Below are 14,324 nucleotides of genomic sequence, written 5' to 3'. Positions count from 1 at the left end.
GCATGTCGCGCAAAAGTGCGAAGCGGTTTTGCGGTAACGACATGCTCCAGGCCTCAATCAGGGAGCCCAATAGATCTCGACCGGGGAAGTGGCCCGGCGCAGAATGGCGCGGATCGGCATTTCTGCCTCGTCACCGTTGCCTTCTGCCTTGGCGAGAACGTCTTTTTTGCCTTCGCCCTCAATGTGGAGAATGAGCAGTTTGGCATCCTGGAGCGCGGAGAAGGTGAAGGTCAGGCGCGGCTCGCCGGCCCCTTCCGCATCCATTGTGATGATGCCGCGCGGCGTCTGCGGGTTGAGCGCAACGCTCAGATTGTTGCCGCCCGGGAAAAACGAGGCCGTGTGCCCGTCGCCGCCCATGCCGAGAATGACGACATCGAAGGGGATGCCGATCTCGGCGCTCTTTGCCGTTGCAAGCTTTGCAGCCTCCTCGACGGAGGTTGCCGGCTGGTAAAGCGGCACGAAACGCGCCGCCTTGGCTCTGTTCTGGAGAAGATTGGCATCGACCAGCAGATGGTTCGAGCGCGGATTGTCGGCGGGAACGAAACGTTCGTCGACCAGCGTGATCGTCACCTTGGCCCAGTCGATATCGCGCGTCGAAAGCGCCTGGAAGAAGGCTTTCGGCGTGGAGCCGCCTGATACGGCAATGCTGGCCGCTCCGCGGGCTGTGATGGCCGCCGAAAGGGCGCCGGAAACCTTGTCGGCAAGGTTGGCGGCAAGTTCGGCGGCGTTGGCGAAGGAATGCAGTGTCGATGCCATATCTTCGGACCTTGGACTAGATGTCGTCGTGCCAGGTGCGGCCGTCGCGTTCGATCAGCGCGATGGCCTGGCTCGGACCCCAGGTGCCGGCCGTGTAGCCCTGCACCTGCTGGCCGGTGGATTCCCAACCCTTGAGGATCGGATCGACCCACTGCCATGCGGCTTCGACTTCGTCGCGGCGCATGAACAGCGTCTGGTTGGAGCGGATGACGTCCATCAGCAGGCGCTCGTAGGCGTCGGGGTTGCGGACGTTGAAGGCCTGGGCGAAGCTCATGTCGAGCGAAACGTTGCGCAGGCGCATGCCGCCCGGACCCGGATCCTTGATCATCAGCGACTGCTTGACGCCTTCGTCCGGCTGCAGGCGGATGATCAGCTGGTTCTGGCTGATGCGGCCGGCGGCCTGGTCGAAGACCGAGTGCGGGATCGACTTGAAGGTGATGACGATTTCCGAAACGCGGCCGGCGAGGCGCTTGCCGGTGCGGATGTAGAAGGGAACGCCCGCCCAGCGCCAGTTGTTGATCTCGGCCTTGATGGCGACGAAGGTTTCCGTGTTGGAAACGCCGCCTTCCAGCTCCTCCAGATAACCCTTGACCGGGCCGTTGCCGGAAGCGCCGGCGCGGTACTGGCCGCGAACGGTCGCCTGCTCGACATTGGAAGCGTTGATCGGCTTCAGGGCGCGCAGAACCTTGAGCTTTTCGTCGCGGACGGCTTCCGAATCCATCGAGGAAGGAACTTCCATCGCGGTCAGGCAGAGAAGCTGCAGGATGTGGTTCTGCACCATGTCGCGCAGCGCGCCGGCCGTATCGTAATAACCGGCGCGGCCTTCGAGGCCGACGGATTCGGCAACGGTGATCTGCACGTGGTCGATATAGTTGGCGTTCCACAGCGGCTCATAGAGCGCGTTGGCAAAGCGCAGCGCCATCAGGTTCTGCACCGTTTCCTTGCCGAGATAGTGGTCGATGCGGAAGATCTGTTCTTCCTTGAAGACGCGGCCGATATTGTCGTTGAGCTGCAGGGCCGAGGCGAGGTCGCGGCCGATCGGCTTTTCGACGACGATGCGGGTCGACTTGGTGATCAGCTTGTGGTCGTGGATCTTCTGCGCGATGTCGCCGAAAATGCCCGGCGCAACCGCGAGGTAGAAGGCGCGCACGCGCTCCTTGCCCTCGTCGAGCAGCTTCTTCAGGTGGTCCCAGCCGGTATCCGTGCGTGCGTCGACCGAAACGTAGAAGAGGCGGGCGCAGAACTTCTCGACTTCCGCATCGTTGTACTCGCCCTTCTTCAGGTGCTCCTTGAGCGCGTCCTTGGCGAACTTGCGGTATTCCTCATGCGAAAGCGGACTGCGCGAAGCACCGATGACGCGGGTCGGTTCCGAGAACTGGCCCTCGATCTGGCGATGGTACAGCGCGGGCAGAAGCTTGCGCTCGGCAAGGTCGCCGCTGCCGCCGAAGACGACATAATCAAAAGGCTCAACGGGAATGATCTGGCTGCTCATGAGCTTATCTCTCAATCAGGCTTGGTTGGCGGCCGTTTTAATCTAATCGATTTAAAAAAGCCAGTGTGCGGTGCAATGAATCTGTCGGTCATCGGTTTTAAAGCGAATTGCCGCGAGAGGAAATCCGCAATCGAACTAAAACTTGTCGCGGAGGGCAAACCACGACAAGGCAAGGAAAAGCAGCGGCGCCCGCATGCGCGCGCCGCCCGGAAAGGCGGGAATATCGAGCGCCTTGAAGAGATCGAGATCGGCCGATTTTCCCAGCATCATTTCTGCGTAAAGCTTGCCACAGTAATTTGACAGCATCACGCCGTGGCCGGAATAACCGCCGATCGAGGTGACGCCCGGCATGACTTCCCGCACGAACGGCTGGCGCGGCATGGTGATGCCGACCGAGCCGCCCCAGGCATGGGTAATCTCGATATCCTTCAGGCTGGGATAGATTTCGGCGATCTGCCGGCGGATATGCCGCGAAATGTCGCGCGGATTGTCGGCCGTGTAGGCCTCGCGCCCGCCGAAGAGCAGCCGCCCGTCCTTCGATTTGCGGAAATAGCGCACCACGAAACGCGAATCCGCCACCGCTTCGCCGCCCGGTATCACATCGGGGAAGCGGTCGAGCGGCACGGTGGCGCCGATGAAGGAGCGGATCGGCATGACATGGCTTGCCGTGACCGGCTCCAGATTGCCGATATGGGCGTTGCAGGCGATCAGCGCCCGGCTGGCGGTGATCGTGCCGCGTTCGGTCTCGATGATGACCTTGCCGCCGCGCTCCGCGATCGATGTCGCCCTGGTCATTTCGAAAATATCGGCCCCCGCATCGGCGGCCACCCGGCCGAGGCCGACCAGCAGCTTCAGCGGATGGATATGGCCGGTGCCGACGTCGCGAACGCCGCAATGGAAGCGTCTGGAGCCGAGCCGCTCCTGCGTCTCCTCGCGGTCCATGAAGCGCAGATGCGGATAGTCGTAGCGGAAGGCCGCGATCTCCGCATTCTCGTAATAATAGCGCTTGTAGCTCTCCTTGTGGGCGACGTTGAGCTGGCCGGGCACGTAATCCATGTCGATCTGGTGCTCGGTCGCAAAATCGAGAAGGTGCTTCTTGGCATCCTCGGCAAGATCGAAGAGCGCCTTGGAGCGTTCGTAGCCGATCTTCTCTTCCAGCTCTTCCGGCCACCAGCGCTGGCCGGTGCCGAGCTGCCCGCCATTGCGCCCGGAGGCGCCGTCGCCGAGCCTGGCCGCCTCGATGAGCGTCACTGAAACGCCGGCCCTGGCGAGATGATAGGCGGCCTGCAGGCCCGTGTAACCGCCGCCGATAACGGCGACGTCGCACTGCCTGGAGCCGTCGAGCGCCGGATAGTCCGGGCGCTCGCCGACGGTCGCCTGGTACCAGGACAGGCCGGGCGCGATGGGGCTTTGCCAAATCTCCTCGGTCATGGCGGCCCCTTATACGTTCAGAAGGAGGAATTCCCGCTCCCAGGGGCTGATCACCTGCATGAAGGTTTCGAATTCACCCCGCTTCACGCCGGCATAGAGGCCGATGAATTCCTTGCCGAAGACCTCCTCGAAGGCCGGCTCGTCTTCCAGCAGCGCCACGGCTTCCAGAAGGCCGCGCGGCAGGTCGATCGAGCCTTCGTTGGCCGCATCCTCCGTCGGCGCCGTCGGCTCGATCTCCTTCATGATGCCGAGCAGGCCGGAGGCGAGCGAGGCGGCAAGCGCCAGATAGGGATTGGCATCCGAACTCGGCAGGCGGTTTTCCACGCGCCGTGCCTGCGGATCGGAGACCGGCACGCGGAAGGCCGTCGTGCGGTTGTCGTAGCCCCAGGCATTGTTGACCGGGCAGGACATGTCCGGCTGCAGGCGCCGGTAGGAATTCACATAGGGCGCCAGCATGGCAAGCGCGCTCGGCACGTATTTCTGCATGCCGCCGATGAAGTGGAAGAATTCCTTCGAGGCGGAACCGTCATTGCTGGAAAAGACGTTTTTGCCCGTCTCGATATCGACGACGGACTGGTGGATATGCATCGCCGAACCCGGCTGGCCCTGCATCGGCTTGGCCATGAAGGTGGCGTAGATATTGTGCTTCAGCGCCGCCTCGCGGATGGTGCGCTTGAACAGGAAGACCTGGTCTGCAAGCTCGATCGGATTGCCGTGGCGCAGGTTGATCTCGAGCTGCGCCGGTCCTTCCTCATGGATCAGCGTGTCGATCTCGAGGCCCTGTTTTTCCGAGAAGTGATAGATGTCGTCGATCAGCTCGTCGAACTCGTTGATGCCGGCGATCGAATAACCCTGGCCGCCGAGGATCGAGCGGCCCGAACGGCCCTTCGGCGGATGCAGCGGATAATCCGGGTCGTCGTTCATGGCCACGAGATAGAACTCGATTTCCGGCGCCACGATCGGCTTCCAGCCGCGCTGCGCATAGAGGCTGAGGATACGCTTCAGCACGTTGCGCGGCGTATAGGGCACTTCCTGCCCTTCGGAATTGACGATGTCGCAGATGACCTGCGCGGTCGGGTCGGTCTCCCAAGGCACGACGGAGAGCGTGGAAAGATCCGGCACCAGCTTCAGGTCGCTGTCGCGCGGCTCGTAGCGGAAGCTCTCGGTTTCTTCAGGATATTCGCCCGATATCGTGTGGCGGTAAATCGCCGAAGGCAGGGCGAGCGACGTGTTGGAGGTGAACTTGGAGGTCGGCATCATCTTGCCGCGCGGTACCCCGGCAAGATCGGGGGTGATGCATTCGATGTCTTCGATCCCGCGTGCCCTCAGCCACTGCGCCGCTTCCTTCCAGTCTGCAACACCACGCGAGGATCCGGGATCAGGGGGGATTTTCGGCGAGGCAGGCACGTTTCTGGCAGGCTTCAGCGTCGTCTTTTTTGGGGACATGACACACCGGTTTGCGTTGATCGTAACGCCATCATAACCGGAGTTTGGCAATTGGCGAGGGGGTGGAAGGCGTTGACATCAGCCCTCCGATGGAAAAAGAAGGCGCGGATTTCAGTGGGGAAAACGGATTTTGCAGCGCAAGAGCGATGTGATCGTCATCGGGGCGGGTGCCGCGGGCATGATGTGCGCGATCCGCGCCGGTCAGCGCGGCCGTTCCGTCACCGTGCTCGACCATGCCCGCGCGCCGGGCGAGAAGATCCGCATCTCCGGCGGAGGCCGCTGCAATTTCACCAATATCAATGCCGGCCCGAAGAACTTCCTCTCCGCCAACCCGCATTTCTGCAAGTCGGCGCTTGCCCGCTTCACCCCGGCGGATTTCATCGCCATGGTCGATCGCCACGGGATCGCCTGGCATGAAAAGACGCTCGGCCAGCTTTTCTGCGACAACAGCGCCAAGGACATCATCTACATGCTTCTCGACGAGATGCGCGCGGCCGGTGCCGCCTGGCATCTCGGCGTCGAGATATCGGGCGTCGAAAAGACCGACGGCGGCTTCCGGGTCTCGACGTCGGAAGGCCTTTTCGAAGCCTCCTCGCTCGTCATCGCATCGGGCGGAAAATCCATTCCCAAAATGGGCGCGACCGGCTTTGCCTATCGCATTGCCGAGCAATTCTGTCTTGCGCTGACCGAAATGCGCCCGGCCCTTGTGCCGCTCACCCTCGACCCGGTCCTGCTTGAAAGCATCGCTGCCCTGTCGGGCATTTCCGCCCCCGCCGAGATCCGCCACGGCAAGACCGCGTTCCGCGAAGCGCTGCTCTTCACCCATCGGGGCTTGAGCGGCCCCGCCATCCTGCAGATTTCCTCCTACTGGCGCGAAGGCGACGCGATCACCGTCGATATCGAACCGGAGATCGACCTCGCCGCGCATCTGAAGAGGGCGAAACAGGTAAACGGGCGCCAGTCGGCGCAGACCGCGCTCGGCGAAATCCTGCCGAAACGGCTGGCGCAATATATTGTCGAGCGTGAGGGCGTCAGCGGCAACATGGCCGACCTTTCCGACAAGCTTCTGGGCCGGCTTGCCGAGGCGGCACAGAACTGGTCGCTTCGCCCGTCCGGTTCGGAAGGCTATCGCACGGCCGAAGTCACGCTCGGCGGCATCGACACGACCGCGCTCGATTCGCGCAGCATGCAGGCCAAGGCCGTTCCCGGCCTCTATTTCATCGGCGAATGCGTCGATGTGACCGGCTGGCTCGGCGGCTATAATTTCCAGTGGGCCTGGGCGTCGGGCTTTGCCGCTGGTGAGGCATTGTAAACGCTAATATTTGTAGACGTGAAACCTTTTGGCGGATTCAAGACTTCTTAAGATTGGCTGCGCCATCCTGTCTCAATGGCAGGTTGGCAAAGTCGTTCCTAAATTAAGCTTTACCGGCAAGCCGTTTTGATGGATTGTTGCGTATAGACAAGAAGTGAGGTTTCGCAATGAACAGAAACACTCGACGCGCCCGCGCCATTGCAATTGCCCAGGCAAAGCCTGATACGAAGCTCGTAACCCTGCGTTATCTGATGCTCGCCGCTGGTGCAACCGCCGCCAGCATTGCTGTTCTTCTTTCCCACTTCATCTGATTTTTCCGCAGCTTGAAATGGAAGTTTTCGGTCTCGGGACCGACCTATCGCGATGCCATTGCGCGCAATTTGCAACTATTGTGCGATCAAGGCTAACGCCGCCTCACCGCTTATCCGAAAATTAATATCTAATCTGACACATTGTAGACGAATATTTGGGTGTTTCCGGCCTCGCCGGAAATGAGCAGGCAATGATTGCCGCCCGTTCCTGGGTTTCCCAACTGTCATTAGATCAGCTCGATATGCACCCGGCTGGCGCCAGAAGGCTGCCGGCGGGAGGAGTGGTGTATGAAAGGCACGGCGCGCCATGTTCATTGACAAGATTCTTTCTCGTTTCAAGATTCAGACCAAGGTTCTGATTTTTGTACTGCCATTCGTCATCACCATTTCCGCCGTCGGCCTGACCGGTCTCTACGCCTCCGGTCTGCTGCAGGGCCGCATGGAGATTTCCAACAGCGTTCTCCAGTCGCTGAGTGGCTTCAAGGATCTCTACGCCTCGATGGACGACTTCCTGCAGACCACCAACGAGCAGGCGCGCGACAAGCTCTATGCGGACATCAAGGCGCAGGGACAGACGCTGGACGCCACCATGGCGCAGATCGGCGACAATTCCGGCCATGACAACCTGCAATCGGCAATCGAGGGAACGAACGGCATTTCCGATACCGTCGGCAAGCTCTGGACCCTGCACGAGCAGGAAGTGGCGCTGCGCAAGCAGATCGACGACGCCCAGAAGGTCATGATCACCAACCGCTTCAACGTCAGCTATGACGCCAAGCAGCTGGAAGAAAACATCCGCACCGACGAGGGCAATGCGACGGCGACGCTGCGCGCCGCCGACCGTCTGCTGAAGGGCGGCGACACGCTGGCAAACGCCATGAACGATTTCGGCAAGGCGCAGACACCGGCCGACAAGCTGAAGGCCGTGACCGATGCGCTTCCCGGCATCATCAAGGCGCAGCGCATGATCGAAATCTCCGTGCCGCAGAACCAGAAGAGCATGACCCAGTCGATGGCGCAGACCGTCAGCGACCTGAAGGCTCAGGCGGCGGCACCCGATGCCGGCACGGATGAGGGCGTTGCCAATCTCGGCCGTCTCGTCTCCCGCTTCCGCCAGATGTCGACCTATACGCAGCTCACCGCCACGCAGATGATGCGCGAGGCAACGACGACCTTCGTCGAGCTCGACAGCCGCATCGCCCAGACCAACTCGGTCCTCGAGGATACGCGTCGCCTCGAAAGCTCCATCTACTCGCTGCAGCTCGTGCTCGCCGATTTCAACGCCAGGCCGAACAAGGAAAACCGCGTTCGCCTGAACCAGGAAATCGCCACGCTCAACACCATGCTCAACACTCTGCAGGCAAGCGCCAAGGGCATGAACTTCGCCAGCGATATCGTCGATGCGATCACCCCCGCTCTCACCTCGATGGACAAGGGCGCGCAGAGCCTCGTCGATGTGATCGATCAGCGCACGGCCGATTACGTTGCCGCACGCCAGCAGCTCGACGGCGTCTGGGGCCAGCTCACCAGCTTTGCCGAAGAGCAGAAGCAGACTGCCGGCACGGAACGCGATCAGGCCAACAGCATTTCCGTCGGCACGACCGCGCTCGGCATCCTGGTCTCCATCGTCGGCGGCATTGCGCTGGTGCTGACGCTGCAGCGGCCGATCGCCCAGATCACCGCCGCCATGCGCCGCATCGCCGAAGGTGCGCTCGACACCAGCATCTCCGGTGAGAAGCGGCATGACGAAATCGGCGACATGGCCCGTGCGCTCGGCATCTTCAAGGAAAATGCCATCTCCAAGATCCGCATCGAGGAGCAGAGCGACGAAGAGCGCCAGGCCGCCGAACACGAGCGCCAGCGCAACGATGCCGAAAAGCGCGAGATGGACCGCCAGATCGAATTTGCCGTCAACCAGCTCGCCGCCGGTCTGGAGCGCATGTCGCAGGGCGACATCTCGACGACGATCGATACGCCCTTCATCGGCCGCCTCGAGCAGCTGCGTCAGGATTTCAACGGTTCGATGATGCGCCTGCAGGCGACGATGAGCCAGATCCGCGACAACGTGCAGATGATCCAGGGCAACGGCAACCAGATGGCCCAGTCCGCCGAGGACCTCTCCAAGCGTACCGAGCAGCAGGCCGCGTCGCTGGAAGAAACCGCCGCAGCCGTCGATCAGATCACCGTCACGGTCCGCTCCTCCGCCGAGCGCGCCAAGGATGCCGACCAGATCGTCCGTCAGGCCAAGCGCAGCGCCGACGACTCCGCCGTCGTCGTCAACAACGCGATCGACGCCATGGGCCGGATCGAGGAAGCTTCGCGCCAGATCGAGCAGATCATCGGCGTCATCGACGAGATCGCCTTCCAGACCAACCTGCTGGCACTCAACGCCGGCATCGAGGCGGCGCGTGCCGGTGAAGCCGGCAAGGGCTTCGCGGTCGTCGCCATGGAAGTCCGTGAGCTTGCCCAGCGCTCCGCCGCTGCCGCGCAGGAGATCAAGGGCCTCATCAACAAATCCACCAACGAGGTCAATTCCGGTTCGCAGTTCGTGCAGGAAACCGGCACGGTTCTCGCCAAGATCAGCGCCCAGATCGTCACGATCAGCCAGCATGTCGAAATGATCGCCCGTGCCAGCCACGACCAGTCGAGCGCGCTGCAGGAAGTCAACTCCACCGTCAACCAGATGGACCAGATGACCCAGCAGAACGCCGCGATGGTGGAAGAAACCACGGCTGCGAGCCGCGAGCTGGCAAACGAGGCGGATGCGCTGCTGCACCTCGTGCGGCAGTTCAAGATCGATGGCGACAGCGACATGCAGGTCTATCGCGCTGCCTGACCCGAACTTCATCTTCATCGAAGCAGTGAAATGGCCCCGCATTCGGGGCCATTTTTTATGGTGGCATAAATCACGCAATGATTGCAGAAAAAATGCGATGATTGAAAATTCTGTGCCGCGTTCGCAGCGACGTGCCGCAAAAGGGCATGTCTTGTGGCGCCTGCAGGCATGGAATGCCCGGCTGGCAAAGGCGTTAAGAGAAAATTTTCCTTAACGTTTTTCCGTTAACCTAGCTTTGGTTGTATTCGCCGGAGGTTTTGATGCCGCGTTTCTTTTCGACATCCATTGTGCGCCAGATCGTTGCGATCACGCTGCTTCTGCTTGCCGTCAGCACCGCTGCGATTGTCGGCGTGACCTATTACAATCTCGGCAGTTACGTCATGGATAGCGCGGTCTCCGACGCCAAGGACGCGAGCCGCTCGATGGCGGTGCTCTATGGCGCAAGCGATGCCGGTGTCCGCATCGATGTGAAGGACAACGTGCTGTCCGGCGTCACCGAGGACAAGATCCCCAGCTTTGCCGATTATTCGCTGGTTGACCGCACGGCGCAGTCGATCGCCGGCGTCGCCACCATATTCGAAAAGCAGGGCGCCGATTATGTCCGCGTCTCCACCAACCTGAAGAAGGAAAACGGCGATCGCGCCGTCGGCACCAAGCTCGCCGCCGATCATCCCGCCCAGCCCGTGCTGGCGCAGGGCAACGCCTATTACGGTCCGGCAGACCTCTTCGGCCGCAAGTTCATGACGGGCTATTTCCCGGTCAAGAACCCGTCGGGCGCCACGATCGGCATTCTCTTCATCGGCATACCCATGGAAGTCTACTACGAGCGCATGAACCAGCTGCAGACACTGGTTCTGAGCGTCGGCGCCGTGGTGATGCTGCTCGTCGGTGTGCTGGCCTTCTTTGCGATCCGCCGCTCCGTAAAGCCGATGCAGGCGCTGACGTCGAGCGTGCATGCCATTTCGTCCGGCGATCTCGTCAGCGCTGTCCCCTGCGTCGACAAGAAGAACGAATTCGGCGAGATCGGCCGCGCGCTTGCTCTCTTCCGCGACGGCGCGGCAGCCCGCCAGGAGCTCGAAACGCAGGCCGCCGAACAGCGTGCCCTCAACGATGCCGAGCGAAGCCGCAACGACGCCGAAAAGCGCACGCTGGACGGCCAGATCGATTTCGCCGTCAACCAGCTTGCGGCCGGCCTCGGGCGCCTGTCGCAGGGCGATGTCTCGCAGACCATCGAAACGCCCTTCGTCGGCCGCCTCGAACAGCTGCGGATCGATTTCAACTGTTCGCTCGAGCGCCTTCAGGATACGCTGACCCGCATCCGGGCGAGCGCCGCCTCGATCCAGCGCAACAGCGGCTCGGTCTCGGCCTCGGCGGACGAGCTTTCCAAGCGCACGGAATCCCAGGCCGCAAGCCTGGAGGAAACCGCCGCCGCCGTTGAGGAAATCACCGTCACCGTCCGCTCGTCGGCCGAACGCGCCCATGAGGCAAACAACGTAGTGGCCGCAACCAAGCGCACGGCCGACAGTTCCGGCACTGTCGTCGGTGACGCGGTCGCCGCCATGGGCCGTATCGAAGACGCCTCGCAACGCATCGAACAGATCATCGTCGTCATCGACGACATCGCCTTCCAGACCAACCTTCTGGCGCTGAATGCCGGTGTCGAAGCGGCTCGCGCCGGTGAAGCCGGCAAGGGCTTTGCCGTCGTTGCCCAGGAAGTCCGTGAGCTTGCCCAGCGCTCGGCCAATGCCGCCAAGGAAATCAAGGCGCTCATCGAACAGTCGACCCGCGAAGTGAATGCCGGTTCCGAACTGGTGCAGAAGACCGGCAGCGTACTCGCCTCGATCAGCCACGAGATCATCGCGATCAGCGGCCATGTCGAAACCATAGCCACCGCAAGCCGCGACCAGTCGGCCGCCCTTCAGGACGTCAACAGCTCCGTCAACGCGATGGACCAGATGACCCAGAAGAACGCGTCGATGGTGGCCGAAGCCACGCGGGCAAGCCGCCAGCTGGCGGAAGAGGCCGACATGCTGATGGCGCTCATCGACCAGTTCCGCCTTGCCGGAACGCCTGCCGCTCAGGGTCGTGCGCGGCAGGCGGCCTGAGCTGCGCATCGGTCTTCGCCGGGCCGCGCCTTCGCGCGGCCGGCGCTCGCGCCTGCCGGCGATGTCAGCCAGGCGACGAAGCGCGTCGGATAGCTGCTGCCGGCCTCGTTGTAGAAGGCGTCTTCTTCCTTCATCCGCTCACGCGCCGTGGATGGTGGGCACAGGCCTGCGCGTTGCATCCGGCTGCCGATCGATGCGATTATGAAAAAGTCGATCATCACGATGTCCTTTCGTTTCGTGGACATCGATTGATCTACACATCAAAATTCGCTTTCTGAACAAGCAAGATCCCGCTATGTTTTTCACTCATGAAAAACAGCAATTGGGATTCCTATCAGCTTTTCCTGCAGGTTGCCCGCACCGGCGGGCTGACGGGCGCGAGTGCCGCCACGGATTTGAGCCCGGCGACGATCGGCCGGCGCATGCTCGACCTGGAGCAGGAACTCGCTCGCACGCTCTTTCACCGCAGCCAGACCGGCTACCGCCTGACGGCCGATGGGCAGACGCTCGTCGACCATTTGCTGGAAATGGAGGCGGCCGCCCGCAAGGTCGAAGCGTGGCGGCAATCCTCCGAGCGGGGCGTCACCGTCAGGATCACAGCCGGCACATGGATCTCCTGGCTGCTGACCGAGAATTTTTCGGCGATCCGCATGCCGGCCGATACGTTCGCCATCTCCCTGACGATCGGGGAAGCGCGCGCGAATCTGAACTACCGCGAAAGCGACATCGGCATCCGCGCCTTCGAGCCGGAGGAAAGCAATCTCGCCGCCCGCCTGCTCGGCGAAGTCGCCTATGCCGTCTACATCAGGCGCAACGCCGGCCAGGACGACAACAGATGGATCGCCGTCGGCGAGGAGGATGCCATCTCTTCCTATCTGCGCTGGCCCTACAGGCAGGCCGGGTCCGCCATCGTCGCAACCGTCAATCGCCCGCGCTCGCTGCCGGATCTCGTGCGGGCGGGGGCGGGAAAGGCCGTGTTGCCCTGTTTCGTCGGCGACCTCGATCCCGAACTCGAACGCTGCGGCGGCGAGCTGCCGGAACTGCGCCACCGTCAATGGATCGTCATGAATGCCGAGGATCGCCACCGCCCGGAAATCCGCACCGTTGCCGACCGGATGACGAAACTCCTGAAAAGCTATACCGACCTCATTGCCGGCAAACGCGCCAGCCGCGGCTAGCTCGAAAGGCGCTACGGCATCAGCCGGCGCACCAGGCCCACCTGGCTGTTCACGCCGAGCTTCGAATAGATGTTCTTCAGATGCGAGCGCGCGGTTTCGTAGCTCACATCGTTCGTTCGGGCCACTTCGCGCAGCGACAGGCCGGCCGCAATGCCGGCGGCGATCCGCATTTCCGCTGCCGTCAGCTGGTCGATGCGGGGCAGGGCGTCATTGAGATCGGGCCGCAGCGGCAGGCTTGTCCGCTCGATGATCATCGCCACCGTCGGTCCTTCGAGAAATTCGGTGATGAAATCCGACTGCATCTTCACCAGCGTGCATTTGAAACTGGTGTTCTTCGTCCTGATCAGCGTGCTGGCCGGCGAAACTGCCGGCAGGCGATGGCGCAGCAGGGCCGACAGGCGGGAGGCAAGCTCGCCGTCGTTGATCATGATCCGCCCGGTCGACGTCACGCCGATCGCTTCGCCCTCGGCGATCATCCGTTCGGCCGCGCCGTTGATGGAGCGAATGGCCTGATCCTCGCCGATATAGACGATGCCGACGCCGATCGCATCGAAAAGCGCCAGCCCGTTTTCATTGTGGTGCGGATCGCTGTGTTCGCGGCGGATGAAATCGAAGGCGCGACGCAGATGCGGCGCCAGATCGCTGAGAAGTTCGGCGTTGCCGCGATTGAAATCCGGATCGGAAGAGGACGTCAGCGTCGAAAGATTGAAGGAGCGCCCGCGCTCGCGCATGATCGTCACGCCGACGCTGCTCTCGCAGCCGATCCAGCGAAGGTAATCGTTGTAGAATTCCGTCTTCTGCAGCTGATCGTGCGGCAGCATCTGGTCGGCGATCACGCCAAGGCCGATCGGCCGGGTGGCGGCGCGGGGCATCCAGGGGTTGATGGACGCATAGTAGCGGTTATAGGCCTCGGTTTCCTTTTCCGCCAGACCGGACGACAGGGAGAGGCCGCCGGTGCGCGCCACGGCGTCGTGGAAGAACAGCGTCGATTTCGCATCCGGCATCGTCGCGGTGAGGACGTCGAGGAAGGCTTGCCACGTCGTCTCGCCAAAAAGCGCGCCGTAGATAAGATCGGTCAGAACTTCGAGTTTTGCGTGCGGCGAACCGGGCATATGCAGTTCCGTTCGAATATGTACTCAATTATGCCGCGACTCCGCCGTGGTGACAATTGCGTCAAATAGCGTAGGCCCGGTGGAATATACCGCCGGGCCTCTACCCTCAGTTTCTGTGGGCGACGATGACAGGGATCAGAAGATCGCCCCAGTTGCCGTCGCCGCCATGATGCCGGGCGGAACGCACCAGTTCGACCGAAACACCGGAATCGACCGCTTTCATGACCGACTGGTTGAGCCTGTGCAGGTCGTTGGCGAGCATGCGGATCACGCTCTGCTGGTTGTCGGTCATGCTGCTTGCCTGCTCTTCCGTCCGTTCGCGGACGCGTGCGATGGATGCCATAT

12 protein-coding genes are annotated in these 14,324 nt (G+C 62.1%); 5 read left to right on the top strand and 7 right to left on the bottom strand.

Features of this window, described 5'->3' with window-relative positions; genetic code table 11:
• Nucleotides 1-57: 57 nt before the first annotated feature.
• The 4 genes from pgl to ACU8HS_RS05540 form a co-directional block, all read right to left on the bottom strand.
• On the bottom strand, nucleotides 58-756 hold the full coding sequence (gene pgl, locus ACU8HS_RS05555; protein WP_447015536.1) for a 6-phosphogluconolactonase: 699 nt from the start codon (nucleotides 754-756) through the stop codon (nucleotides 58-60).
• A 16-nt stretch (nucleotides 757-772) separates the two neighbouring features.
• Nucleotides 773-2,248 carry a glucose-6-phosphate dehydrogenase gene (gene zwf, locus ACU8HS_RS05550; RefSeq protein WP_112570851.1) on the bottom strand — a complete coding sequence of 492 codons (1,476 nt, stop codon included), beginning with the start codon at nucleotides 2,246-2,248 and terminating at the stop codon, nucleotides 773-775.
• A gap of 135 nt (nucleotides 2,249-2,383) precedes the next feature.
• Nucleotides 2,384-3,679 carry an NAD(P)/FAD-dependent oxidoreductase gene (locus ACU8HS_RS05545; protein WP_447015535.1) on the bottom strand — a complete coding sequence of 432 codons (1,296 nt, stop codon included), beginning with the start codon at nucleotides 3,677-3,679 and terminating at the stop codon, nucleotides 2,384-2,386.
• A gap of 9 nt (nucleotides 3,680-3,688) precedes the next feature.
• Nucleotides 3,689-5,125 (bottom strand): glutamine synthetase family protein, encoded by a 1,437-nt coding sequence (locus ACU8HS_RS05540; RefSeq protein ID WP_112570855.1) that lies wholly within the window; start codon nucleotides 5,123-5,125, stop codon nucleotides 3,689-3,691.
• Nucleotides 5,126-5,255: 130 nt separating this feature from the next.
• Here ACU8HS_RS05540 and ACU8HS_RS05535 point away from each other — a divergent pair, with 130 nt between their 5' ends.
• From ACU8HS_RS05535 to ACU8HS_RS05520, 4 genes are all read left to right on the top strand, one after another.
• Entirely contained in the window at nucleotides 5,256-6,437 is a 1,182-nt protein-coding gene (locus ACU8HS_RS05535; RefSeq protein WP_447015534.1) for an NAD(P)/FAD-dependent oxidoreductase, read from the top strand.
• A 167-nt stretch (nucleotides 6,438-6,604) separates the two neighbouring features.
• A complete protein-coding gene (locus ACU8HS_RS05530; RefSeq protein ID WP_007819333.1) occupies nucleotides 6,605-6,748 on the top strand; it encodes a hypothetical protein in 144 nt (47 codons plus the stop codon).
• A gap of 307 nt (nucleotides 6,749-7,055) precedes the next feature.
• Entirely contained in the window at nucleotides 7,056-9,584 is a 2,529-nt protein-coding gene (locus tag ACU8HS_RS05525) for a methyl-accepting chemotaxis protein (protein ID WP_112570859.1), read from the top strand.
• 260 nt (nucleotides 9,585-9,844) lie between these two features.
• On the top strand, nucleotides 9,845-11,689 hold the full coding sequence (locus tag ACU8HS_RS05520; protein WP_447015533.1) for a methyl-accepting chemotaxis protein: 1,845 nt from the start codon (nucleotides 9,845-9,847) through the stop codon (nucleotides 11,687-11,689).
• On the opposite strand, the gene ACU8HS_RS05515 is transcribed toward ACU8HS_RS05520, so the two are convergent.
• Nucleotides 11,662-11,907, bottom strand: a complete 246-nt coding sequence (locus tag ACU8HS_RS05515) for a hypothetical protein (protein WP_377313362.1) — start codon at nucleotides 11,905-11,907, stop codon at nucleotides 11,662-11,664. The genes ACU8HS_RS05520 and ACU8HS_RS05515 overlap by 28 nt on opposite strands.
• Nucleotides 11,908-11,997: 90 nt before the next feature.
• Between ACU8HS_RS05515 and ACU8HS_RS05510 the strand changes: the two genes are divergently transcribed.
• Nucleotides 11,998-12,867 (top strand): LysR family transcriptional regulator, encoded by an 870-nt coding sequence (locus ACU8HS_RS05510; protein ID WP_447015532.1) that lies wholly within the window; start codon nucleotides 11,998-12,000, stop codon nucleotides 12,865-12,867.
• Between the two features lie 11 nt (nucleotides 12,868-12,878).
• On the opposite strand, the gene ACU8HS_RS05505 is transcribed toward ACU8HS_RS05510, so the two are convergent.
• Nucleotides 12,879-13,979, bottom strand: a complete 1,101-nt coding sequence (locus ACU8HS_RS05505) for a helix-turn-helix transcriptional regulator (RefSeq protein ID WP_447015531.1) — start codon at nucleotides 13,977-13,979, stop codon at nucleotides 12,879-12,881.
• Between the two features lie 106 nt (nucleotides 13,980-14,085).
• Complete coding sequence (locus ACU8HS_RS05500; protein ID WP_112570867.1) at nucleotides 14,086-14,322, bottom strand: SMc00767 family acetate metabolism repressor; 237 nt, start codon at nucleotides 14,320-14,322, stop codon at nucleotides 14,086-14,088.
• Between the last annotated feature and the right edge of the window lie 2 nt (nucleotides 14,323-14,324).

Source organism: Rhizobium sp. KDH_Rht_773_N (assembly GCF_052946295.1).
Note: the sequence above shows the minus strand (reverse complement) of the source record. Positions and strands in the feature narration are given on the sequence as shown.